Origin of the sequence: Streptomyces aurantiogriseus (assembly GCF_014649375.1) — a bacterium.
Taxonomy (GTDB): Bacteria; Actinomycetota; Actinomycetes; order Streptomycetales; family Streptomycetaceae; genus Streptomyces; species Streptomyces aurantiogriseus.
Window position 1 is genome coordinate 287865 of record NZ_BMSX01000009.1, and the last position, 23848, is coordinate 311712.

24 protein-coding genes are annotated in these 23848 nt (G+C 69.7%); 13 read left to right on the forward strand and 11 right to left on the reverse strand.

The annotated features are described in order from the left end of the window. Positions 1-21: 21 nt before the first annotated feature. Genes IE263_RS21015 through IE263_RS21030 form a run of 4 tightly spaced genes read right to left on the reverse strand, consistent with a single transcriptional unit; the run spans position 22 to position 3618 of the window. Positions 22-1113: an amidohydrolase family protein gene (locus IE263_RS21015; RefSeq protein WP_189938842.1), complete on the reverse strand. Its 1092-nt coding sequence runs from the start codon at positions 1111-1113 to the stop codon at positions 22-24. 14 nt (positions 1114-1127) lie between these two features. Then, the gene (locus tag IE263_RS21020; RefSeq protein ID WP_189938844.1) at positions 1128-1940 is read right to left on the reverse strand and encodes an amino acid ABC transporter ATP-binding protein; all 813 of its coding nucleotides are present in this window, start codon (positions 1938-1940) and stop codon (positions 1128-1130) included. After that, on the reverse strand, positions 1937-2770 hold the full coding sequence (locus IE263_RS21025; RefSeq protein WP_189938846.1) for an amino acid ABC transporter permease: 834 nt from the start codon (positions 2768-2770) through the stop codon (positions 1937-1939). Before IE263_RS21025 ends, IE263_RS21020 begins: the two co-directional genes overlap by 4 nt. Beyond that, on the reverse strand, positions 2767-3618 hold the full coding sequence (locus tag IE263_RS21030; RefSeq protein ID WP_189938848.1) for a transporter substrate-binding domain-containing protein: 852 nt from the start codon (positions 3616-3618) through the stop codon (positions 2767-2769). The genes IE263_RS21025 and IE263_RS21030 overlap by 4 nt, the downstream gene beginning before the upstream one ends. 185 nt (positions 3619-3803) lie before the next feature. On the opposite strand from IE263_RS21030, the gene IE263_RS21035 reads away from it, so the two are divergent. The 6 genes from IE263_RS21035 to thpD all read left to right on the forward strand — a co-directional run bounded on the left by IE263_RS21035 (position 3804) and on the right by thpD (position 9079). Further along, entirely contained in the window at positions 3804-4904 is a 1101-nt protein-coding gene (locus IE263_RS21035) for a pyridoxal-phosphate-dependent aminotransferase family protein (protein ID WP_189938850.1), read from the forward strand. A 132-nt stretch (positions 4905-5036) separates the two neighbouring features. Then, complete coding sequence (locus IE263_RS21040) at positions 5037-5549, forward strand: DinB family protein (RefSeq protein WP_189938852.1); 513 nt, start codon at positions 5037-5039, stop codon at positions 5547-5549. Between the two features lie 308 nt (positions 5550-5857). Continuing rightward, the gene (ectA, locus tag IE263_RS21045) at positions 5858-6367 is read left to right on the forward strand and encodes a diaminobutyrate acetyltransferase (protein ID WP_189938854.1); all 510 of its coding nucleotides are present in this window, start codon (positions 5858-5860) and stop codon (positions 6365-6367) included. A gap of 62 nt (positions 6368-6429) precedes the next feature. Further along, the gene (gene ectB, locus IE263_RS21050; RefSeq protein WP_189938856.1) at positions 6430-7701 is read left to right on the forward strand and encodes a diaminobutyrate--2-oxoglutarate transaminase; all 1272 of its coding nucleotides are present in this window, start codon (positions 6430-6432) and stop codon (positions 7699-7701) included. 63 nt (positions 7702-7764) lie between these two features. Continuing rightward, positions 7765-8169: an ectoine synthase gene (locus IE263_RS21055; RefSeq protein ID WP_189938858.1), complete on the forward strand. Its 405-nt coding sequence runs from the start codon at positions 7765-7767 to the stop codon at positions 8167-8169. Between the two features lie 7 nt (positions 8170-8176). Further along, positions 8177-9079: an ectoine hydroxylase gene (gene thpD, locus IE263_RS21060; protein WP_189938860.1), complete on the forward strand. Its 903-nt coding sequence runs from the start codon at positions 8177-8179 to the stop codon at positions 9077-9079. Positions 9080-9140: 61 nt separating this feature from the next. On the opposite strand, the gene IE263_RS21065 is transcribed toward thpD, so the two are convergent. From IE263_RS21065 to IE263_RS21085, 5 genes are all read right to left on the reverse strand, one after another. Beyond that, the gene (locus IE263_RS21065; protein ID WP_189938862.1) at positions 9141-10193 is read right to left on the reverse strand and encodes an aminotransferase class V-fold PLP-dependent enzyme; all 1053 of its coding nucleotides are present in this window, start codon (positions 10191-10193) and stop codon (positions 9141-9143) included. 115 nt (positions 10194-10308) lie between these two features. Then, positions 10309-11025, reverse strand: coding sequence for a DsbA family oxidoreductase (locus tag IE263_RS21070; RefSeq protein ID WP_189938864.1), 717 nt, complete (start codon positions 11023-11025; stop codon positions 10309-10311). A 75-nt stretch (positions 11026-11100) separates the two neighbouring features. Next, positions 11101-11604, reverse strand: coding sequence for a GNAT family N-acetyltransferase (locus tag IE263_RS21075; RefSeq protein WP_189938866.1), 504 nt, complete (start codon positions 11602-11604; stop codon positions 11101-11103). Positions 11605-11680: 76 nt separating this feature from the next. Then, positions 11681-12289 (reverse strand): DUF1349 domain-containing protein, encoded by a 609-nt coding sequence (locus tag IE263_RS21080; RefSeq protein ID WP_189938868.1) that lies wholly within the window; start codon positions 12287-12289, stop codon positions 11681-11683. A 46-nt stretch (positions 12290-12335) separates the two neighbouring features. Further along, positions 12336-13865 (reverse strand): aldehyde dehydrogenase (NADP(+)), encoded by a 1530-nt coding sequence (locus tag IE263_RS21085; RefSeq protein ID WP_189938870.1) that lies wholly within the window; start codon positions 13863-13865, stop codon positions 12336-12338. A 110-nt stretch (positions 13866-13975) separates the two neighbouring features. On the opposite strand from IE263_RS21085, the gene IE263_RS21090 reads away from it, so the two are divergent. From IE263_RS21090 to IE263_RS21100, 3 genes are all read left to right on the forward strand, one after another. After that, positions 13976-14749 carry an IclR family transcriptional regulator gene (locus IE263_RS21090; protein WP_189938872.1) on the forward strand — a complete coding sequence of 258 codons (774 nt, stop codon included), beginning with the start codon at positions 13976-13978 and terminating at the stop codon, positions 14747-14749. A gap of 3 nt (positions 14750-14752) precedes the next feature. Beyond that, on the forward strand, positions 14753-15229 hold the full coding sequence (locus tag IE263_RS21095) for a GNAT family N-acetyltransferase (protein WP_189938874.1): 477 nt from the start codon (positions 14753-14755) through the stop codon (positions 15227-15229). An 86-nt stretch (positions 15230-15315) separates the two neighbouring features. Continuing rightward, positions 15316-16767, forward strand: coding sequence for a peptidoglycan D,D-transpeptidase FtsI family protein (locus tag IE263_RS21100; protein WP_189938876.1), 1452 nt, complete (start codon positions 15316-15318; stop codon positions 16765-16767). Between the two features lie 39 nt (positions 16768-16806). Here IE263_RS21100 and IE263_RS21105 read toward each other — a convergent pair whose 3' ends face one another. After that, positions 16807-18258 carry an NCS2 family permease gene (locus IE263_RS21105; RefSeq protein WP_189938878.1) on the reverse strand — a complete coding sequence of 484 codons (1452 nt, stop codon included), beginning with the start codon at positions 18256-18258 and terminating at the stop codon, positions 16807-16809. A gap of 273 nt (positions 18259-18531) precedes the next feature. On the opposite strand from IE263_RS21105, the gene IE263_RS21110 reads away from it, so the two are divergent. From IE263_RS21110 to IE263_RS21125, 4 genes are all read left to right on the forward strand, one after another. Then, complete coding sequence (locus IE263_RS21110; protein WP_189938880.1) at positions 18532-19101, forward strand: SigE family RNA polymerase sigma factor; 570 nt, start codon at positions 18532-18534, stop codon at positions 19099-19101. Next, positions 19098-19967 (forward strand): hypothetical protein, encoded by an 870-nt coding sequence (locus IE263_RS21115; RefSeq protein WP_189938882.1) that lies wholly within the window; start codon positions 19098-19100, stop codon positions 19965-19967. The genes IE263_RS21110 and IE263_RS21115 overlap by 4 nt, the downstream gene beginning before the upstream one ends. A 112-nt stretch (positions 19968-20079) precedes the next feature. After that, the gene (locus IE263_RS21120) at positions 20080-20910 is read left to right on the forward strand and encodes a pectate lyase (RefSeq protein ID WP_189938885.1); all 831 of its coding nucleotides are present in this window, start codon (positions 20080-20082) and stop codon (positions 20908-20910) included. A gap of 32 nt (positions 20911-20942) precedes the next feature. Next, positions 20943-22625 (forward strand): rhamnogalacturonan lyase B N-terminal domain-containing protein, encoded by a 1683-nt coding sequence (locus tag IE263_RS21125; RefSeq protein ID WP_189938886.1) that lies wholly within the window; start codon positions 20943-20945, stop codon positions 22623-22625. A gap of 63 nt (positions 22626-22688) precedes the next feature. Here IE263_RS21125 and IE263_RS21130 read toward each other — a convergent pair whose 3' ends face one another. Continuing rightward, positions 22689-23843, reverse strand: coding sequence for a right-handed parallel beta-helix repeat-containing protein (locus IE263_RS21130; RefSeq protein ID WP_189938889.1), 1155 nt, complete (start codon positions 23841-23843; stop codon positions 22689-22691). Between the last annotated feature and the right edge of the window lie 5 nt (positions 23844-23848).

The following is a 23848-nucleotide window of genomic DNA, read 5'->3' on the forward strand; positions in this document are numbered from 1 at the left end:
GTCGAAAGTTTTCGAGTGCCTCTAGTCGACGACGCGTCCGTCGAGCACCACGCGCCGGGGCGCCGCCAGGACCCGTACGTCCGCACGCGGATCGGTCTCACAGACGACGAGGTCCGCCGCGGCTCCCTCTTCCAGCCCGGGCCGGCCGAGCCACCTGCGGGCCGCCCAGGTCGTCGCCCCGAGGGCGTCGACCGGGGGGATGCCCGCCGTGACCAGTTCGGCGACCTCGGCTGCCACCAGGCCGTGCGGCAGGCTGCCGCCCGCGTCGGTGCCGACGTAGACCGGGATGCCGGCGTCGTAGGCGTTGCGGACGGTGTCGTAGCGGCGGGCGTGGAGGCGGCGCATGTGGGCGGACCAGGTCGGGTACTTGCTCTCGCCGCCGTCGGCCAGCTTGGGGAAGGTCGCGATGTTGACCAGCGTGGGGACGATCGCCACCCCGCGGGACGCGAAGAGCGGGATCAGGTCCTCGGTCAGGCCCGTCGCGTGTTCGATGCAGTCGATGCCGGACTCGACGAGGTCCTGCAGGGAGTCCTCCGAGAAGCAGTGGGCCGTCACCCTCGCCCCCAGGCGGTGGGCCTCCGTGATCGCCGCCTCGACGGCCTCGCGCGGCCAGCAGGCCGACAGGTCGCCCGTCTCGCGGTCGATCCAGTCGCCGACCAGCTTGACCCAGCCGTCGCCGCGCCGAGCCTCCTGGGCGACGTACGCGACCAGGTCCTCCGGTTCGATCTCCCAGGCGTAGCCGCGGATGTAGCGGCGGGTGCGGGCGATGTGCCGGCCCGCGCGGATGATCTTCGGGAGGTCCTCGCGGTCGTCGATCCAGCGGGTGTCGGAGGGGGAGCCCGCGTCGCGGATCAGCAGCGTCCCGGCCTCCCTGTCCGTCAGCGCCTGCTTCTCCGCGACGTCCTCCGGCACCGGCCCGTGCGGGCCGAGGCCCACATGGCAGTGGGCGTCGACCAGGCCGGGCAGCGCCCAGCCCCGCACCGTGCGGATGTCACGGGCGCCGACGGGACGGTCGTAGGAGATCCGGCCGTCGACGACCCACAGTTCGTCACGGACGTCGTCGGGTCCGACCAGGACCCTGCCCTTCACGTGCAGCACCGCTCGATCGCTCATGTACTGCACCTTAGTCAGGCGCCGCTGCCGCCGACCTGGTCCGAGGTCTCCTCCTCCACCTCGGCCATCGCCGGGTCGAGGAGACGGGAGAGGAAGTGGCGGGTGCGTTCGTGGCGGGGGTTGCCGATCACCTGCTCGGGGGTGCCGTCCTCGACGATCACACCGCCGTCCATGAAGACGACCCGGTCGGCGACCTCGCGGGCGAAGGTCATCTCATGGGTGACCACCATCATGGTCATCCCGTCCCGGGCGAGCATGCGCATGACCGCGAGGACGTCGCCCACCAGCTCCGGGTCGAGCGCCGAGGTCGGTTCGTCGAACAGCATCACCTCCGGGCCCATGGCGAGGGCACGGGCGATCGCCACCCGCTGCTGCTGCCCGCCGGAGAGGGAGGCGGGGTAGGCGCTCGCCTTCTCCGACAGACCGACACGCTCCAGGTTCTCCGCGGCCACCTTCGCGGCCTGCGCCTTGTCACGCCGGAGCACCCGACGCTGCGGCAGCGTCAGGTTCTCGGTCACCGTCAGGTGCGGGAAGAGGTTGAACTGCTGGAAGACCATGCCGATCCGGCGGCGTACGGCGTCGATGTCGACGTCGGGGTCGGTCAGCTCGGTGCCACCCACGAAGACCTGGCCCTTCGTGGGCTCCTCCAGGAGGTTCACGCAGCGCAGCAGCGTCGACTTGCCCGAACCCGACGGGCCGATGACACAGACGACCTCGCCCTGGTTGATCTCCAGGTCGATGCCCTTGAGGACCTCGTTGGCGCCGAAGGACTTGTGCAGGCCGCGTACGTCGATCTCCGGACGCGCCGCAAGAGACTTCTCGCTCATTTCACGGCCTCCTGGGCCTTCGCCTCCATGCGGCGTACGACGAAGCCGAGCGGGATCGTCACCAGCAGGTAGCACAGGCCGGCGACGAGGATCGGCGTGGAGTTGGCGGTGGTGCTGGCCAGGTCGCGGCCGAACTTGGACAGTTCGCGCTCCTCCAACGTGACGCCGAGGAGCAGCACGAGCGAGGAGTCCTTGAAGAGGATGATGAACTCGTTCGTCATCGGCGGGAGGATGATCCGGAACGCCTGGGGAATGATGATCGAGATCATGGCCCGGGCGGGCGAGAAGCCGAGCGAACGGGCAGCCTCCATCTGGCCCTTGGGCACCGCCTGGATGCCGGCTCGGAAGGTCTCCGCCAGGTACGCGGCCCCGACCAGACCGAGCGCGATGGCGGCCTTGCCGTATGTCCCACCGACGATCTCCGTGCCCGGGAAGGCCAGGGGGACCGCCACGCCGATGAAAATGAAGATCAGCAGGGCGGGCAGGCCGCGGAAGATCTCGATGTAGACGCCGGCGACCCAGCGGTACGGCCCGACGGACGACAGACGCATCAGAGCGATCACCAGCCCGAGCGTCAGAGCGAAGACGAACCCGGACACGGTGTACAGCACGGTGTTCTTCAGCGCCAGCGTGATGACGTCCGGGAACATCTGCCGCGCGACGTCCTTCTGCGCGAACTGGTTCTGCAGCCGGTCCCAGTCGGCCGCGAGCGCGAAGGCGACCACGGCCGCGACGAAGACGACGTACTGGAGACCCCGCGACAGACTGCGCTTCTGGCGCCGGGTGAGGCCCTTCCTCCTGGGCTGTACCTCTATGTCCGTGGCGGTCATGAGGCGGCCGGGGAGGCGGCGGACTCGTCGTAGGGGCCGATCCACTGCTCGTACAGCTTCTTGTACGTGCCGTCGGCCTTGGCGTCGGCGAGCGCCTTGTCGATGGCGGCGAGCAGCTTGGTGTTGCCCTTCTTCACCGTGAAGCCGTACTGCTCGCCGGTGTTGAGGTTGTCGACGACCTCGAACTTGTCGGCGGTGGCCTTGTCCTTCAGCCAGCCCTGGACGACCGGGTAGTCGATGACGACGGCCTTGACCTGGCCGGTGCGCAGGCCGTTGAGGACAGCGTCGGAGGACTCGAAGGAGACCGGGTCGAAGCCCTGCTTCTTCGCGTAGTCCTCGCCGGTGGTCTGCGCCTGGGCGCCGAGCTTGACGTTCTTGGACTTGACGTCGGCGAGGGAGTTCACGCCGGCGTTCTTGTCGACCAGGACGGCCTGGGTGGCGTCGAAGTACGGGTCGGAGAAGTCGACGTTCTTCTTGCGCTCCTCGGTGATGGTCATGCCGGCCGCGGCCAGGTCGCACTCACCGGAGTTGAGGAAGGCGCCCGTCTTGAAGTTCTCGAAGGGCGTGTCCAGGATCTCCTGCTTCACGCCGAGGTCCTTGGCGACGAGGTCGACCAGCGCGACGTCGAAGCCCTGGACCTTGCCGTCGATCTCCGACTGGAACGGCGGGTACGGCAGGTGGGTGCAGGTGGTGAGCTGTCCGGCCTTGACGAGCTCGACCCCGCCGGCGGCGGTCTTGGAGCCGCTGCCGCCGTCGTCGGTGGAGGTACAGGCAGTCACGAGCATCAGCCCGGCCGTCGCGGTGATGGCGGCCAGGATGCGGGTCCGGCGCCCGGGGAGCGTGTTCACGGCGGGCCTTCCTGTAAGGGACGTAAGGGAACTATGGGTTCTGATTATAAGGAGGAGTTTGAGGCTCTCAAACCAAACCCATGGCTACAGGGCGGTGCCACCTAAGAAGTCGCCAGTCGGAATGGTGTGGAGCGTGCCGGTTACTCTCGTCACACCTCTACCCCGTGAGTGAAGAGAGCACCGCCGTGACACACCCGTTCCTGGACCTGACCCCGCTGAGTGCCGCCCACTTCGCGTCGATCGAGGACCGCGTGGCACGTCTGCTGAGCACCGAGCAGGACGTCGTGATCATGCAGGGCGAGGCGCTGCTGCCGCTGGAGGGCGCGATCCGCGCCACCGCCGGTCCGGGCACGACGGCGCTGAACGTGATCACCGGTCCGTACGGGCAGACCTTCGGCGACTGGCTGCGCGACTGCGGCGCCACGGTGGTCGACCTCGCGGTGCCCTTCCACACGGCGGTCACGGCCGAGCAGATCCGGGAGGCCTTCGCCGAGCACCCGGAGATCGACTTCGTGTCCCTGGTGCACGCCGAGGCGGCGACCGGCAACACCAACCCGGTCGCGGAGATCGGCGAGGCGGTGCGTGCGCACGGCGCCCTCTTCTACCTGGACGCGGTGGCGTCGATCGGCGCCGAGCCGGTGCTGCCGGACGCGTGGGGCGTGGACCTGTGCGTGATCGGGGCACAGAAGGCGATGGGCGGGCCGGCGGGCGTGTCGGCGGTGTCGGTGAGCGAGCGGGCGTGGGCGCGGATGGCCGCGAACCCGAGGGCGCCGCGCCGCTCGTACCTGTCCCTCCTCGACTGGAAGGAGCGGTGGGTCGACGGCGGCCGCAAGGCCCTGCTGCACGCGCCGGCGCAGCTGGAGATGCTGGCACTGGAGGCGTGCGTGGAGCGGATCGAGGGGGAGGGGCTGGATGCGGTGATGGGCCGGCACTCCTCCGCCGCTGCCGCGACCCGCGCGGGTGCGGCGGCCCTGGGCGGCGGCCTGGAGCCGTACGTGTACGAGGCGGCGGAGGCGGCTCCGGTCGCCACGACCCTGCGCTCGCCCTCGGGCGTCGTGGCCTCGGAGCTGGTGGCGCGCGCCCTGGCGGGCGACCCGGCGCTGCCGCTGGCGGCGGGCGGGGGCGCCCTGGCCAAGGAGATGATCCGGGTCAACCACTACGGGCCGGACGCCACACCGGGCACGGTGCGCAACAGCCTGACGGCCCTGGGGGCGGCCCTCGCGGAGAAGGGCCTGGACGTGGACCTGACGGGTGCGCTGCGGGCGGCGGAGGCGGCCTGGCGGTGACGTCGGGCCCGGAGGCGGCCCGGCGGTGACATCCGGCCCGGCGGTGACATCGGGCCCGGAGGCGGCCTGGCGGTGAGGTCCGCCCTGCGCTGAACGGACGGCCGTGTCAGTGGGTCCTGTCATGCTCCCCGCATGACTACTCTCCCCGACGGCCGCCCCATCCCCCTCATGACCGGCGACGAGCGTCCGATGCTCGAGAGCTGGCTCGACTTCCACCGCGCCACGCTGGAGCTCAAGTGCGCGGGACTGGACGACAAGCAGGTGCGGCTGGCGTCCGCCGAGCCGTCCGAGCTGACCCTGCTCGGGCTGGTGCAGCACCTCGCCGAGGTGGAACGCACCTGGTTCCAGCGGGTGTTCGCCGGCCTCGACGTGCCGCCCGTACACGAGGAGGAGACCGGGTACGTGCTCGATCCCGACCGCGGTCTCGACGAGGCGCTGACCGTCTGGCGCCGGGAGATCGCGCGCGGGCGCGAGCTGACCGCCGGGCGCTCACTGGACGACACCGGGCGGATCGCCGACGGACCGATGGCCGGGCTGGAGGTCAGTCTGCGGTGGGTGCTGATTCACCTCGTCGAGGAGTACGCACGGCACAACGGGCACGCCGACATTCTTCGGGAGCGCATCGACGGGGTTACCGGAGCCTGAATTCACCGTAATTCATAAGCAATTCGAGCGGGTAGATTTCCGTTACTCTTCTGCCCGCTTTCCCGAGTACTAAACGCAAAGATTTCGCGAACGCCGAGCGGTGTGATTCGGGTAGATCTCGTGAGGGTTTCCACTGTGTGACACGTTCCACAGGGCGCCCGTTTCACGCCTTTTGTCGCACACAAACCGGTACATATACCCCGCTCCTCGCGCTCGCCCACCCGCTCGCGCGAATAACACAGGAACAGCCATCACGTAACCCCATCCCCCCATGCATTTTTTAATTTCGCTCGGTAAATTCAATCTGCATGACTGCCACGCAAGCAGACCTGCAGATCGACCGCCCTTCGGTGGCGGACGGGGCCGCGCTCTGGCGTATCGCCAAGGAATCCGGAACCCTCGACCTGAACTCGTCCTACAGCTATCTGCTGTGGTGCCGTGACTTCGCCGGCACCACGGCGGTGGCGCGTGCGGAGGGCGGGGAGGCCGTCGGGTTCGTCACCGGATACATCCGGCCGGAGGCCCCGCACACCCTGCTGGTCTGGCAGGTGGCGGTCGACGCCGCGTACCGCGGCCGCGGCCTCGCCGCCGCGCTGCTCGACGGGCTGACCGCGCGGATCGCCGCCGAGCGCCCGATCACCACCGTCGAGACCACCATCACGCCGGGCAACACCGCCTCGGAGCGGCTGTTCACCTCCTACGCCGCCCGGCACGGGGCGGACGTCACCCGTGAGGTGCTGTTCGGCACGGGCCTGTTCCCGGACGGCCCGCACGACCCCGAAGTGCTGTACCGCATCGGCCCGTTGACCGCTTCCTGAACTCCCCCCCCACCCCCCATACACCCCCACCCCCACACCCTCGCATCGAGGAGCGATTCGCCGTGACCATCACCCAGCCCGACCTCAGCGTCTTCGAGACCCTCGAGTCCGAGGTGCGCAGCTACTGCCGTGGCTGGCCCGTCGTCTTCGACCGTGCCCAGGGCAGCCGCATGCACGACGAGGACGGCCATCAGTACCTCGACTTCTTCGCCGGCGCCGGGTCACTCAACTACGGACACAACAACCCCGTGCTGAAACGGGCGTTGATCGACTACCTGCTGCGGGACGGCGTCACCCACGGGCTCGACATGTCCACCGTCGCCAAGCGGTCGTTCCTGCAGACCTTCCAGGACCTGGTGCTGCGGCCGCGCGACCTGCCGTACAAGGTCATGTTCCCGGGTCCGACCGGCACCAACGCCGTGGAGTCCGCGCTGAAACTGGCGCGGAAGGTGAAGGGGCGCGAGGCGATCGTGTCGTTCACCAACGCCTTCCACGGGATGTCGCTGGGCTCGCTCGCCGTCACCGGCAACGCCTTCAAGCGGGCCGGCGCGGGCATTCCGCTCGTGCACGGGACGCCGATGCCGTTCGACAACTACTTCGACGGCACGGTCCCGGACTTCCTCTGGTTCGAGCGGCTGCTCGAGGACCAGGGGTCCGGGCTGAACAAGCCCGCCGCGGTGATCGTCGAGACCGTGCAGGGCGAGGGCGGCATCAACGTCGCCCGCCCGGAGTGGCTGCGGGCGCTCGCCGAGCTGTGCGAGCGGCAGGACATGCTGCTGATCGTCGACGACATCCAGATGGGCTGCGGCCGCACCGGCGCCTTCTTCTCCTTCGAGGAGTCCGGGATCGTCCCGGACATCGTCACCGTGTCGAAGTCCATCAGCGGCTACGGCCTGCCCATGTCGCTGTGCCTGTTCAAGCCCGAGCTGGACGTGTGGGAGCCGGGTGAGCACAACGGCACCTTCCGCGGCAACAACCCGGCGTTCGTCACCGCCACCGCCGCCCTCGAGACGTACTGGGCCGACGGCTCGGCGATGGAGAAGCAGACCCGGGCGCGCGGCGAGCAGGTCGAGCAGGGACTGATCTCGATCACCGAGGAGAACCTCCCCGACATCAAGGAGTACCGGGGCCGCGGTCTGGTGTGGGGCCTGGAGTTCCACGACAAGGACCGGGCCGGGCGGATCGCGCGGCGCGCCTTCGAACTCGGGCTGCTGGTCGAGACGTCCGGGCCCGAGAGCGAGGTCGTCAAGCTGCTGCCGGCCCTCACCGTCACCCCCGAGGAGCTGGACGAGGGCCTGAGCGTGCTCGCCCGCGCCGTACGGGAAACCGCCTGAGCCATCCCGGAACCATCCCTGACCCCACCCTGAAACCATCCACCTAGGAGGCATCGCACCACCGTGATCGTCCGTTCGTTCAAGGACATCGAGGGCACCGACCGGCATGTGAAGGCGGCGTCCGGCACCTGGGAGAGCAAACGCATCGTCCTCGCCAAGGAGAGGGTCGGCTTCTCGCTGCACGAGACGATCCTGTACGCGGGCACGGAGACGTCGATGTGGTACGCCAACCACGTCGAGGCCGTCGTCTGCGTCGAGGGCGAGGCGGAGCTGACCGACCACGAGGCCGGGCGGACCTACACCATCACGCCCGGGACCATGTACCTCCTCGACGGGCACGAGCGGCACACGCTGCGCGTCAAGGAGGACTTCCGCTGCATCTGCGTGTTCAACCCGCCGGTGACCGGGCGGGAGGACCACGACGAGAACGGCGTCTACCCGCTGCTCACCGAGCCCGAGGAGGTGTGACATCCCCATGACCACTGTCACCGACACCACTGTCACCGATCTCTACCCCAGCCGCGGCGCCGCCGAGGTGACCGTCCCCCGCCAGGACCCGGTCGTCTGGGGCGCCCCGGACGCGCCCGGCCCGTTCGAACCGCTGGACCTCCAGTCGTTCGAGCGCGACGGCTTCGCCGCCGTCGACCAGCTGCTCACCGACGACGAGGTCGCCGTGTACCGGCAGGAGCTGGACCGGCTGGTGGCCGACCCGGCGATCCGGGCCGACGAGCGGTCCATCGTCGAGCCGACGTCCCAGGAGATCCGGTCCGTCTTCGAGGTGCACCGGATCAGCGAGGTCTTCGCGAACCTCGTGCGCGACGAGCGGGTCGTCGGCCGGGCCCGGCAGATCCTCGGCTCGGACGTGTACGTCCATCAGTCCCGGATCAATGTCAAGCCGGGCTTCGGCGCCTCCGGCTTCTACTGGCACTCCGACTTCGAGACCTGGCACGCCGAGGACGGTCTGCCCCGCATGCGGACGGTGTCCGTCTCGATCGCCCTGACCGAGAACTACGACACCAACGGCGGGCTCATGATCATGCCGGGCTCGCACAAGACGTTCCTCGGCTGTGCCGGCGCCACGCCGAAGGACAACTACAAGAAGTCCCTGCAGATGCAGGACGCGGGCACGCCCTCCGACGAGGCGCTGACCAAGATGGCCTCCGCCTACGGCATCAAGCTGTTCACGGGCCCGGCCGGTTCGGCGACCTGGTTCGACTGCAACTGCATGCACGGGTCCGGCGACAACATCACGCCGTTCCCGCGCAGCAACGTCTTCATCGTGTTCAACAGTGTGGAGAACGCGGCGGTGGAGCCGTTCGCGGCGCCGGTGCGCAGGCCGGAGTTCATCGGAGCGAGGGATTTCACTCCCGTCCGGTGAGGTGAGCCCGAGGGGGCGGGCGGCGTCACCGCCTCACCGGTGACGCCGGCCGCCCCTGTGGTCACCCCGACAGCACATCCAGCAGGCGGTCCACGTCCGCGGCCGTGTTGTACAGGTGGAAGGCCGCGCGCAGGTTGCCCGCGCGGTTGGAGACCTGGATGTCCGCCCTGCCCAACTCGGGCTGGCGGTGGCCGAGTCCGGGCACCGAGACGATCGCGGAGCCGGGTGCGGGCATGGGCTCGTGGCCGAGGGCCGCGAGCCCGGCCCGGAACCGGTCGGCGAGGGCCAGGTCGTGGGCCTGGACGGCGGCCACGCCGAGTTCCTCGATCAGGTCGAGGGAGCGGCGCAGTCCCGCGAAGGTGAACAGGGCGTGGGTCAGGTCGAACCGCCGTGCGGAGTGGGCGAGTTCGGCCACGGGCCCGTAGCAGCTGTCCCACGGCTGCTCGGCCGCGACCCAGCCCGCGAGCACCGGGGTCAGTCCGCCGAAGTCCTCCGGGACCACGAGGAAGGCCCCGCCGTGCGGGCCGAGCAGCCACTTGAAGGAGACGGAGGCGGAGAAGTCGTACGCGTCGACGTCCATCGGCAGCCAGCCGGCGGACTGGGAGAAGTCGACGTAGGTGCGCGCCCCGTGCGTCCGCGCCGCCTCGCGCAGGGCGGGCAGGTCGGCGATCCGCCCGTCGGCGGACTGGGCGGCGCTGACCGCGACGAGCGCGGTGTCCGGGCGGACGGCCTCGGCGATCCGCTCCAGCGGGACCGCGCGGACCTTGAGGTCGCCGCGGACGTGAAAGGGGTTCAGCACGGAGGTGAAGTCGTCCTCGGCGGTGAGGACCTCGGCCCCCGCGGGCAGCGAGGCGGCGATGACCCCCGTGTGCGCGGCGACCGAGGCGCCGATCGCCACCCGGGTGACCGGGACGCCGGCGAGCCGGGCGTACGCGGCCCGGCAGGCCTCCACGTCCTCGTAGAGCGAGGTCAGCGGCCTGCCCTCGGCCCGAAGCATCGCCGCCTCGTGCAGGGCGGTGACGGTCCGGGCCGGCAGCAGGCCGTTGCTCGCGGTGTTGAGATAGGTGTTCTTCGGGGCGAACTCGGTGCGGACGAGGCTCTCGAAGGTCTCCATGGCTCCACTGTGCGGCCCGGAGAAGTCGAAGTCCATTGCCGATTCTTACGTGGTTTCCCTAAGGAACGCTTATGTATCGGCCCCTGCCTGCGCGTACGTCCCCTGCCCGCCCGTGTCAGTGCTGCGGGACCGCGCACCCGTCCGGGCCACAGGCCTCCGCGTCACCCTGGTCGACCAGCTTCAGCGGCGCCCGCTCGCCCCACGCCTGGGTCAGCGCCTGTGCGAAGACCTCGGCGGGCTGGGCGCCGGAGACGCCGTACGTGCGGTCGAGCACGAAGAAGGGCACGCCGCCCGCACCGAGCTCGGCGGCCTCGCGCTCGTCGGCGCGGACCTCGTCGGCGTACGCGGTCGGGTCGGCGAGCACCCCGCGGGTGGCGTCGGCGTCGAGTCCGGCCTCGACGGCCAACTCCACGAGCCGCTCGTCGCCCTCGGTGAAGAGGGACCGCTCCTCGGCGAAGTTGGCGCGGTAGAGGATCTGGATCAGCTCGTCCTGCCTGCCCTGCTCCTTGGCGAAGTGCAGGAGCCGGTGCAGGTCGAAGGTGTTGCCGTGGTCGCGGCCCCGGGTGCGGTACTCCAGGCCCTCGGCGGCGGCCTGGGCGCCGAGGTTCTCCTCACCGGCCTGGGCCTGGGCCTCGCTCATGCCGTACTTCCGGGTGAGCATCGTGATCACGGGCTGGACGTCGCCCTTGGCGCGGCCGGGGTCCAGCTCGAAGGAGCGGTGCACCACCTCGACCTGGTCGCGGTGCGGGAAGGCCTCGAGCGCCTTCTCGAAGCGGGCCTTGCCCACGTAGCACCAGGGGCAGGCGATGTCGCTCCAGATCTCGACGCGCATGTCTCGGCTCTCTTCAGGTCGTACGGGTACGGAGACGTCCTCCGGCTTGGTATGTGAACGTTCAAGCGGTCATCGTCATTCCCCGATCACCGCGTACCGCAGGAAAAGGTGGTGGTCCCCAGCGACGGGCGGGTTCTCGGGGTCCGGGGTCCAGCCCTGACGTGCGTAGAAGGCCTGGGCGCGCCGGTTGTCGACGTGCACGTCGAGGACGGCGGTCTCCTTGCCGTCCGCTCGCCACTGCTCGACGCAGGCCGTGTGCAGGGCCGTACCGAGGCCGGTGCGCCAGTGGTCGGGATCGACGTGGAACTGGAACAGCTTGACCGTGCCCATGGGCGCGCCCTCCGGGGTGCGGAAGGAGGCGAGGGCGACGATCCGGCCCCGCTCCACGGCGCACAGCACATGCCCGTCCGGCCGCTCGATGGCCGAGCGCCAGCCGGCGAGCCAGTCGGTGCCGTCCTGCGGGATCCCGTCCGGGTAGTACGTCGCCCGGGCGCGCGCGTGCAGCGCGACGACGGCCTCCGCCTCGGCGGGCACGACGGTACGGATCACTCGGCCTGCGGTCACTCGTTCCCTGATCATGCCACGGAGGACGTGACCTGCGCCGATCCGGTTCCGACACGGCCGAACCGGGCACGGTGGACGCCGGGGGCCGCGCTCAGCTTCCGTCGCGCAGGTCGTCCGGCCAGCTGGGCAGGAACTCCAGGTGGTCGTACGTGACCACGCACCCCTCCCCCATCGGCGCCTGCGCCATGAAGCCGACCAGGGCCGCACCCGTCTCCTTCTCGTCGCCCAGGGTGAACAGCCGGACGAAGGTCCAGCGCTTGCCGTCCCGGGAGGCGTGGAAGGCGAAGGCCCGCCCGGTCCGGCTCACCCGCAGCCAGACGGAACTGCCGTCCACGGTGAAGGAGTTGGCGTCGTCGGAGTGTCCCCGGGTGACCACCGTGCAGACGGTGGGCACGTCCGGGGAGTACTCCAGACAGAGCTTGGCCCAGGCCCGCTCGCCCACGTGGACGTACAACACCCCCGCGTCGAAGGCCCCGTTGAACCCGACGGTGACCCGTGCGACGAACTGGAAGTCCCCCTCGGGCGCCCCGAGCAGCCGGGGAGCGTCGGAGGCGGGCTCCAGCGCTTCCCCGGTGGGCGGCACGAACCGGTCCTGCCGCGGGCCGGCCCACGCCGTGAGGACACCGTCCTCGTAGGACCAGTGCCCGTCGGGCCCGTAGGTGCGGAGGGGGAAAGGAAGTTCGGGAAGTTCCACGTCCATCCTCAGAGTGTTCCAGTTCGCCTTTCCCGGTGTGGCCGTGGGGTGTTCAGCGCTCGAGGTTGTTGTTGAAGCGCCGGGGCAGGCCAAGCGGGTTGTCGTCGCGGAGCTCGGGCGGCAGCAGCGCCTCCGGAGCGTTCTGGTACACCACCGGCCGCAGCCACCGCTCGATCGCCGTGCCGCCGACGGAGGTGGACGTGGACGTGGTCGCCGGGTACGGCCCCCCGTGGTGCTGGGCCGGTGCGACGGCGACCCCGGTCGGCCAGCCGTTCACCAGCACCCGCCCGGCCAGCGGCGTCAGCTCGGCGAGGAGCTCGGCGCCCCGTCCCTGTCCGGCCGCCTCCTCCTCGGACAGCTGGACCGTCGCCGTGAGGTTGCCCGGCAGCCGCGAGAGAACGGCCTTGGCCTCGTCCTCGGACTCGTAGCGGGCGACGACGGTGACCGGACCGAAGCACTCCTCCAGGAGCAGGTCGTACGCCCCCTCACTGGCCAGCTTCTCGGCCGGAACCGTCAGGAAGCCGGCGCTGACCGTGTGCTCGCCGCCCGCCCCCGGCGTCACCGGCGACTCCACGTCGGGCAGTTCGGCGCGCTCGGCGACACCCGCGATGAAGTTGTCCCGCATCCGGTGGTCGAGCAGCACACCGGCCTCCGTGTCGCTCACGGCGTCCGTGAGCGACTTGAGCAGTCCGTCACCGGCGGCACCGGACGGCACCAGCACCAGCCCCGGCTTCACACAGAACTGCCCGACGCCCAGCGTCATCGACCCGGCGAGACCCGCACCGATCGCCTCGGCCCGCTCGGCGGCTGCCGCCTCGGTCACCAGGACCGGGTTCAGCGACCCCAGCTCGCCGTGGAACGGGATCGGCACCGGCCGGGCCGCCGCCGCGTCGAACAGCGCGCGTCCGCCCCGGATGGACCCGGTGAAGCCCGCGGCGGCGACCAGCGGGTGCTTGATGAGCTCGACGCCCGCCTCGAAGCCGTGGACGAGACCCACGACGGCCTGGTCGATGCCGTGCTCGGCGGCGGCCGCCCGCAGCACATGGGCGACCAGCTCGGACAGGGCCGGGTGGTCGGGGTGGGCCTTGACGACAACCGGGCAGCCCGCGGCCAGCGCGCTCGCGGTGTCGCCGCCGGCGACGGAGAAGGCGAAGGGGAAGTTGGAGGCCGAGTAGACGGCGACGACGCCCAGGGGCACCTTGTAGCGGCGCAGGTCCGGGACGGGCGGGGTGGCGGTGTCGTCGGGGTGGTTGATGACGACGTCGAGGAAGGCGCCCTCGTCGACGATGCCGGCGAACGCGCGCAGCTGGTAGCAGGTGCGGGCGAGCTCGCCGGTCAGCCGGACCGGGCCGAGCGCGGTCTCGGCGTCGGCGACCTCGACGAGCTGGTCCTTGGCCGCCTCCAGACGGTCGGCGGCGGCGCGCAGGAAGGCCGCGCGGACGGCGCGGTCGGCGAGGGCCTCGCGCGTGGCGTGCGCGGCGCGGACGACGGAGTCGACCTCCTGGGCCGTGGCCTCCACCGCAACCTGTTCACGCTGCTTCCCGGTACGGGGGTCGACACTCCAGACTGGTGCTGCTGCCACCGCGGGTCCCTCCACGCGCTCTGTATCAGGGTCGTTCGATATACTGAACGTTGTCTGTGATGCTGAATATGCTGGAGCGTATTTCCCGCCGAACGAAGGGGTCAAGGGCGATGTCGGCTGGCGAGACGGGGGGCGGCGCGCAGGTCAAGTCCGCGGTGCGGACGGTTGAGCTGCTGGAATACTTCGCCGGCCGCCCCGGCATGCACTCTCTCGCGTCGGTGCAGGAGGCCGTCGGGTATCCCAAGTCCAGTCTCTACATGCTGCTGCGCACGCTCGTGGAGCTGGGCTGGGTGGAGACCGACGCGACCGGCACGCGGTACGGCATCGGTGTACGGGCGCTGCTGGTCGGCACCTCCTACATCGACGGCGACGAGGTGGTCACAGCCGCCCGTCCGACGCTGGACCGTCTCTCGGACGACACCACCGAGACCATCCACCTGGCCCGTCTGGACGGCACCAACGTCGTCTACCTCGCCACCCGCCAGTCCCAGCACTACCTGCGCCCCTTCACCCGCGTCGGCCGCCGCCTCCCCGCCCACTCCACCTCGCTCGGCAAGGCGCTGCTGAGCACGTACACCGACGAGCAGGTCCGCAAGATGCTCCCGGAGACGCTGCCCGCGCTCACCGAGCACACGATCACGGACCGCGAGAAGCTCATCGAGGAGCTGCACCAGGTCCGCGAGCAGGGCTTCGCCGTGGACCGCGAGGAGAACACGCTCGGCCTGCGCTGCTTCGGCGTGGCGATCCCGTACCGCACGCCGGCGCGGGACGCGATCAGCTGCTCGGTGCCGGTGGCGAGACTGACGCCCGCGCACGAGCAGATGGTGAAGGACGCGCTGTTCGACGCGCGCGATCGGCTGACCCTGGCGACCCGGAGGCTCTGAACGGTGCAGGTGGTACTCCGCGAGGTCCACGACAGCGACCTGCCGGTCTTCTACCGGCAGCTGAACGACCCGGAAGCACTCCGGATGGCCGCGTTCACCCCCGAGGACCCGGCCGACCGGGACGCCTTCGAGGCCCACTGGAAACGCATCAGGTCCAGCGCCCTGGTCCGCACGATCCTGGCCGACGGGGATGTCGTCGGCAACGCGGCCGTGTACGGGGAGCCCGGCGAGCGCGAGGTGACGTACTGGGTGGACCGCGCCTACTGGGGACGGGGCGTGGCGACGGCCGCGCTGCGCGGGCTGCTGGCCGAGGTGCCGGAGCGGCCGCTGTACGCGCGCGCGGCGGCGGACAACGCGGGCTCACTGCGCGTACTGGAGAAATGCGGGTTCCGGGAGACGGCACAGGCCACGGGGTACGCCCCCGCGCGCGGCGAGGAGATCGACGAGGTCGTGCTGAAGCTGGAGCCCGCACCGGCCTGAGCCTCACCGGGCCGTAGATGAACGGACGATGAGAAAACCGGGCGGACGGGAACGATTCGCCTCCGCCTGTTCGTCTTCCGGACGTCATGAACAAGACGATCAGGCGCGCCTCGGTCTTCGCGCTGCTGCTGGTGTTCGCCCTGCTGATCCGGGCGACCTGGGTGCAGTTCTACGAGGGCCGGGCGCTGGCGGACGACCAGGACAACCGGCGCAACGCGATCGAGACGTACGCGAAGCCGCTCGGGAACATCATCGTGGCGGGCCAGGCGATCACCGGCTCGGCGGTCACGACGGACAGCGACCTCAGGTACCGACGCACGTACACGGACGGGCCCTTGTACGCGGCGGTCACGGGCTACGCCTCGCAGAGCTACGCCCCCACACAGTTGGAGGGCGTCTACGCGGATTTGCTCAACGGCACGGACAGCCGGCTGAAGAGCGTGATGGACACGGTGACGAACCAGCGGGCCGACCCGGGCGACGTGATCACGACGATCGACCCGGACGTGCAGAAGGCGGCCTACGACGCACTCGGCGACACCAAGGGCGCGGCCGTCGCGATCGACCCGACGACCGGCAGGATCCTCGCGGTCGTGTCCACGCCGTCGTACGACCCGTCCTCGCTCACCGACGCCAACACCGCCGGGACTGCCTGGAAGAAGCTCAACGCGGACGCGGACAAGCCGCTCACCAACCGCGCGCTGCGCCAACCGCTGCCGCCGGGCTCGACGTTCAAGCTGGTCGTGGCGGCGGCCGCGCTGGAGGACGGGCTGTACTCGTCGGTGGACGAGAAGACGGACAGCCCGGACCCCTACACGCTGCCGGGCACGACGACGGTGCTGCGCAACGAGAACACGTCCGCGCCCTGTGAGAACGCCTCGATCCGGGTCGCGCTGCAGTACTCCTGCAACAACGTCTTCGCGCGCATGGCCGTCCGGTTGGGGCAGGACAAGGTGAAGGCCATGGCCGAGAAGTTCGGCTTCAACGACGACGAGCTGGATGTGCCGGTGCGCGCCTACGCGAGCGTGTACCCGTCCGGCATGGACGAGTCGTCGACCGCCCTGACCGGCATCGGCCAGTTCGATGTGACCGCGACCCCGCTCCAGATGGCCATGGTCTCCGCGGCCATAGCCAACGGCGGCAAGCTCGAGTCGCCGCACATGGTCTCGCAGATCACCGACAGCGGCGGCGACGTCCTGACGAACTACGACGACGAGACCTCGTCCACGCAGGTCGTCAGCTCCGACACCGCCGAGCAGTTGCAGTCGGCGATGGAGACGGTCGTCGAGCAGGGCACGGGGACGAACGCGCAGATCGACGGGGTCACCGTCGGCGGCAAGACGGGTACCGCCCAGCACGGCGAGAACAACAGCAAGACGCCGTACGCCTGGTTCACCTCGTACGGCAAGGCCGACGGCAAGGAGGTCGCCGTGGCGGTCGTGGTCGAGCAGTCGGACGCGGCGCGGTCCGAGGTCAGCGGGAACGGGCTGGCCGCCCCCGTCGCGAAGGCGATGATGGAGGCGGCGCTCAAGAACTAGACAGGAGGGGCGGCTTCGAAGAAGCCGCCCCTCCTCACCTCACTGCACGCCCAGGATCTGCTCGATCGGGTCGATCGCGAAGTACACCGCGAACAGCGCCGAAGCCCCCCACAGCAGCCAGTGGATGTCCTTCGCCTTGCCCAGCACCGTCTTGATCACGACGTAGGCGAGGAAGCCCGCGCCGATGCCGTTGGTGATGGAGTAGGTGAACGGCATCACGGCGATCGTCAGGAACGCGGGGATGGCGATCTCGTACCTGTCCCAGTCGATGTGCTTGACCTGGGTCATCATCAGGAAGCCGACCGCGACCAGCGCGGGGGCCGCCGCCTGGAGGGGGACGATGGTCAGCAGCGGGGTCAGGAACAGGGCGAGGGCGAACAGGCCGCCGGTGACCAGGTTGGAGAAGCCGGTGCGGGAGCCCTCGCCGACGCCGGCCGCCGACTCGATGTAGGAGGTCGCGGAGGAGGACGAGGCCGCGCCGCCCGCCACCGCCGCCGCGCCGTCGATGAGCAGCACGCGGCCCAGGTTGGGCACCTTGCCGTCCTCGTCGAGCAGTTCGGCCTCGGCGCTGATGCCGACGACCGTGCCCATCGTGTCGAAGAAGTCGGACAGGATCAGGGTGAAGACGAGCAGGACGACCGTGATCGCGGTGGTCTCGCCGAAGGCGCCGAACAGGCTGAAGTGACCGATCAGCCCGAAGTCGGGGGTGTCGACGATCTTGTCGGGCCACTCGGGCGTGGTCAGGCCCCAGGACTTGATGTCGGCGATCGAGTTGATGACGATCGCGAGGAGCGTCATCGTCACGATGCTGATCAGGATGGCGCCCTTGACCTTGCGGGCGAGCAGTCCGATGGTCAGCAGCACGCCGAGGCAGAAGACGAGGATCGGCCACCCGGTGAGAGTGCCGGAGCCGCCGAGCTGCACGGGCACGGTGGTGTTGGCGGCGTCCGGGATACGGCTGACGAAACCGGCGTCGACGAACCCGATGAAGGCGATGAACAGGCCGATGCCGACGCTGATCGCCTGCTTGAGCGGCTGCGGGATGGCGTGCATGACGGCCTCGCGCAGACCGGTCACCACCAGGACGCAGATCAGCAGGCCTTCGAGGACGATCAGGCCCATCGCGTCGTCCCAGCTCATCAGCGGGGCGATCTGGAAGGCGACGACGGCGTTGAGGCCGAGGCCCGCGGCGAGCGCGAGGGGCAGGTTGCCGCCGACGCCCATGATGATCGTCATGACGGCGGCCACCAGGGCGGTGGCGGTGGTGAGTTGGACGGGGTCCAGGGACTCGCCGAACTTGTCCTTGGCGCTGCCCAGGATGATGGGATTCAGGACAAGGATGTAGGCCATCGTGAAGAAGGTGGCGAAGCCGCCACGTATCTCACGGCCGAAGGTCGACCCCCGTTCGGAGATCTTGAAGAACCGGTCGACGCTGTTCGCCGCCATGGGCGGGGGACTTGGCCGGCCGGTCACCTTCTGCGTTTCGGACATGGCGGACACTCCTTGTGACCTGGTTGATCAGTGTGCGGATGCTGGCTGGATTGTTCCCTTGTTGAACCCTCTTCAGGTTTTCGCCGTGTTACGGAATCAGAGTTCGGTCTGTCATACGGTGTTCGACCCCCCGTACCAAACCGACAAGTCGATCACTGCTACGCTTCCGGATCTCGTCCCGACCCCTCCCCGGGACATCCCCATGTCATACACATGACACGCACACCAGGCGCCCCGCCGGGTGCCGGAAGTCGCACCGAGAAGAGGTCACCCGTGGGCACAGTCGTCGACGACGCCGCCTCCGTGGAATTCCATGCCTTCTTCGAACGCCACTACGCCGAACTGTCCCGTCTCGCCCATCTGCTGACCGGCGAGGCCGACGCCGCCGACGATCTGGCGGCGGACGCGCTGCTGGCGTTGTGGCACCGCTGGGACCGGGTGCGCGCGGCCGACCATCCGGTGGCGTACGCGCGGGGCGTCGTCGCCAACCTGGCCCGCACCCGCATCCGCAGCGCCGTCCGCGAGCGCCGCAGGATCGCCCTGTTCTGGTCGCAGCGCGAGGAGAAGACGGAGAATCCGGATGTCGCGGGCGTTGTGGACGTCCAGTCGGCGCTGCGTAGACTCCCCTTCCGCAAACGGGCCTGCGTGGTGCTCCGGCACGCCTTCGACCTCTCGGAGAAGGACACCGCGCTCGCGCTGGGGGTCTCGGTGGGTACGGTGAAGAGCCAGACCTCGAAGGGAATGGCCGAGCTGCAGAAGCTGCTCGGCGCCAAAGGAGCTCCGCTGAAGGTGCATGCCGCGATGGCGGGGCGCACCGGTGAGTCCGTAGGAAGGGACCGATGACGATGCAGCGGGACGTGCACGACGAGCTGCGCGCCCGGCTGCACGGGGCGGCCGAGGCGCACGAGCCGAACCGGGCCCGCATCCTGGCCCGGGTCGAGCGGGGCATGGCGGGAGAGGATCGGGCCGATCACCGGGCGACGCGTCCGCCTCTGTGGGGCTGGGCGCGGATCGTGGGTGCCACGGCCGCGGTCGCGGGCATGCTCGCGGTCGGCGGCTACGCGGTGGCCTCCGCGGTGAAGGACGACACCCCGACGCAGCAGACGGTCGCCGTCTCGCCGGCGCCGGTGGAGTCCCCGGACGCGACGAGCCGTCCGCCGGCCTCTCCGAAGCCGACGCCCAGTTCCGGCGGCGGCGGGAAGCAGGAGCCCGAGCCGAGCAGCACCCCGCCGAAGAGCGCGCCGTCGACACCCTCCGCGCCGCCCGCCGCCACGGTGCTGCCGGGCACCGACGACACCGAGGACGGCCCGCTGTGGTCGGACGGCTCGGTGGACCCGCACAGCAACGACTTCTGGGCGCAGAGCAACATCACGCTCAAGGCATCCGAGCAACTCACAGAGCTGACCGTGCAGTTGAAGATCGCGCAGACCGGCGGGGTGTCCTCGGCGGGTGCCTGGCGGTCACTGCCGGAGGACGACTTCACGTTCACGGTCGAGGAGAAGGACGGCTTCCTGGTCTACACCTGGCTGCTCAAGGAGGGCCGTACGGTCCCGAAGGGCGAGTGGGTGTTCGCCGGGCAGTACGACCACGACCGCGGCGGCCGGGACGCCAAGGACGACCGCTACGCGATCACGGGCAAGTCGCAGAGCCAGGAGGGCTCCGTGGGCGGCGACTTCGCGGCCCAGGACGCAGACGAGGGCGACTCCTGAGGGAGCCCCTCAGGACATCCCCCCAAAAAAAGTTTCGACAACGCGGCAACCCCTTCCTCACCGGTGGCGACCACAAGGCGCAAGAGTCACCACCCACTTGAGGAATCGGTACATGACTGCTCCAGCAGAACCGCGCGTCCGGCACCGTCGCAAGGTCACCAGGCGGCGGGCGCTGATCGCGGGCTCCGCCGCGTTAGCGATCTCCGGCGCGGCGATCGTCACCACGACGATGCTCTCGTCCGCGGGCGCCGCGTCCGTCTGGCCGACCGCCAACGGCAGCAAGGCCGTGTCCTCGACGATCAAGGTCTCGGGCACGTACGACGGCAAGCTGAAGAAGTTCTACGGCGCCGGCGAGCTGGGCGGCAGCGGCCAGGAGGAGGGCCAGGACCCGGTCTTCGAGCTGGCCGACGGTGCCGTCCTGAAGAACGTGATCATCGGGACGCCGGGCGCGGACGGCGTCCACTGCAAGGGCTCCTGCACACTGCAGAACGTGTGGTGGCTGGACGTCGGCGAGGACGCCGCCAGCTTCAAGGGCAAGTCCGCCTCGTCCGTGTACAAGGTCATCGGCGGCGGCGCGAAGAACGGCTCGGACAAGGTGCTGCAGTTCAACGGCGCCGGCAAGCTCGTCGTGACCGGCTTCCGGGTGGAGAACTCCGGCAAGCTGGTCCGCTCCTGCGGCAACTGCAAGACGCAGTACAAGCGCACGATCGTGCTGAGCGACATCGACGTGGTCGCGCCCCTGAAGGCGATCGTCGGCGTGAACGCCAACTACGGCGACACCGCCACGCTGTCGAAGATCCGCATCCAGGGCGACAGCAAGAAGAAGACCAAGACCTGCGTCCGCTTCAAGGGCAACAACACCGGCAAGGAGCCGACGGAGCTCGGCACCGGCGCCGACGGAACGACCTGCAAGTTCGCGTCGTCCGACATCATGTACAAGTAAGTGAACTTTCAATAAGTGACGGAGCACGACCCTTGAGCACGCACAAGAGACACCTCACGCGCAGACGTGTGCTCGGGGCCTCCGCGATCGGCGTCGCCGCCACCGGCGCCGCCGTCGCGGGAGGCGCCGGCCTCCTCTCGTCCGCCTCCGCCGCCGCGTTCGGTTACTCGGACGACGGCAGGAACTACGTCGTCGACACCGGCGCCTCGCTGGTCTTCAAGGTCTCCAAGACGACCGGCGACCTCACCTCCCTGGCCTACAAGGGCAAGGAGTACGAGGGCTACGGCGGCAAGCACTCGCACGTCGAGTCGGGCCTCGGCGCCTCCACCGTCACGATCAGGCAGACAGGATCGACGATCCTGATCAAGGTCGTGCACGGCGCGATCACCCAGTGGTACGCGGCCCGCAGCGGCCAGAACAACGTCTACCTGTGGACGCACAAGGCGGACGCCTCCTTCACCGCGACCCGCTTCATCGTCCGCCTCAAGCCGGGGATGTTCCCCAACGAGGGCCCGGACTCCTGGATCGAGGCCTCGGACAAGGTCATCGAGGCGGGCGACGTCTGGCGGCGCGCGGACGGCACCACGCACTCCAAGCACTACTCGGGCAAGCGGGTCATCGACTACGACCACATCGGCTTCACCACCGGCTCGGTGGGTCTGTGGATCGTCCGCTCCAACCACGAGAAGGCCTCCGGAGGCCCCTTCTACCGCTCGCTCCTGCGCCACTCCAACGACCTCGGCGCCGGCCTGTACGAGATCCTGCACTACAACCAGGCCCAGACCGAGCCGGAACGTTTCGGCCTCCAGGGCCCGTACGTCCTCGCCTTCACCGACGGCGGCGCGCCCTCCTCCTCCCTGTCCCACGACAAGCTGGACACCTCCTGGGTGGACGGCCTCGGCATCACCGGCTGGGTCGGCAGGGCGGGCCGCGGCAAGGTGGCGGGCGTCGGCCTGAAGGGCATGGACGCGAAGTACGCCTACACCGTGGGCTTTGCCAACGCGGACGCCCAGTACTGGGCGAAGGCCGCGGCCGGCACCGGCGCCTTCTCCTGCAAGGGGATGCTGCCGGGCACGTACACCCTCACCGTCCACAAGGGCGAACTCGCCGTGCACACACAGTCGGTGAAGGTGACGGCGGGCGGCACCACCGCTCTGAACAGCATCACCCTCACCGGCGACCCCTCCACCGCGCGCACCCTGTGGCGGCTCGGCGACTGGGACGGCACGCCCGGCGAATTCAAGAACGCCACGCTGATGACGTACGCGCACCCCTCCGACGCCCGGGCGGCGAAGTGGACGGGGAACGTCACGATCGGCAGCGGCGACGCGGCCAAGTCCTTCCCGGCGTACCTGTGGAAGGACGTCAACGACGGCGTCCTCGTCTACTTCAGGCTCACCAAGGAGCAGGCGGCCGCCGCGCACACCCTGCGCGTCGGCGTCACGGACGCCTTCGCGAACGGCCGCCCGCGCGTCACCGTGAACGACTGGGTCTCCCCCGTCCCCGCGGCCCCCTCCCAGCCCTCGACCCGTTCCCTGACGACGGGTTCCTACCGGGGCAACAACCACACGTTCACCTTCAACGTCCCGGCCACCGCCTGGAAGACGGACGCCTCGCAGTACAACGTCCTGAAGCTGAACATCGTGAGCGGTTCGAGCGGCACGGCCTACCTGAGCCCGGGCACGTCGTTCGACTGCATCGACTTGCTGGCCTGAGCCCCTCTCGGGCCGGCAAGAGAAAGCCCCCGCCGGCGGTCACCGGCGGGGGCTTTCGCCTGCCTAGTTCATGGTGGAACCGATCGTCGTGGACCCGGTGGTCAGAAACGTCGTCGCCGGCAGCGAACCGTCCGGCTTCCGGGCGCCGTAAGCCGTCGTCGCGTCCGTCGACCTGAACGCCGGCGTCGACACCCCGCTGTCCCAGTTGTTCGCCGCGGACACCGTGGAGGAACCGAGCTTCGACAACCCGCCCTTGTTGCTCACGGCGAGGTTCCGAGCCAGCCGGGCCTTCCCCGTGGCGAAGTAGAACCCGGCCTGCGCGTTGGAGTACGCCGTGTTCCGGTTCAACGCGATCGCCCCGGTGTTGGAGTTCTCGGTGAACCCGTGCAAGGTGTTGTCCCAGGCGGCGTTGTTGTTGACCAGGTGCGCTACGGCGACGCCTCCACCGCCCAGTTTGAACCCGTTGCCGTTGCCCTCGAAGGCGGCGTCGCTCCACCGGTTCTTGCCGTTGCCGAAGGCCCACGAGTGCTCGATGGTGACCGGCGTGGAGAACTGCCACAGGTCGAGGCCGTCGTCGGAGTTGTTGTAGAGACGGGCACCGGTGATCCTGTTGCCGCTCCCCGAACCGAACTTGATGGCGATGCCGTCCGCGTTCTGCCCGTGCCCGGCGGCGTCGTAGTTGCCGTGACTGTCCAGGTTCTGCACGAGGTTGTCGACCGTGTTGTCGCCGCGCAGGGTGAACCCGGAGTCGCCGTTGTCGGCGGTGACGAGGTTCTTGAACACGCCACCCTTCGACGACGTCACCACGAAGCCCTGAGCCGGCGACTTCTGGAAGGTCAGGTTCTGGACGGTCCAGTAGCTGCCGTAGATCCCGGCGAGCCAGGAGCCGGCGGGCAGCTTGGACCCGTCGATCTTGACCTTCTCACTGCCGTACGCCTGGAGCGTGATCCGGTTCGACGAGGTGCCGCTGGCCGTCGACTTCAGGGTGGCCGCCGGGTAGTAGGTACCGCCACGGACCTGGATGACCGTACCGGCGACCGCGTTCTTCACGGCCGACTCCAGCTGAGCGGTGGTGGAGACGGTGACCGTCGACGTGGCGGCCTGCGCGCCGTCGTTCGTCAGGCCGAGGTAGACGCCGCCCGCCCCCGCGGCGACGGCCACCGCGGCGGCGATCGAGAGGGTCCGCGTCCTGCGGTGGCGTCCGGTGCTCAAGCGCACGGGGC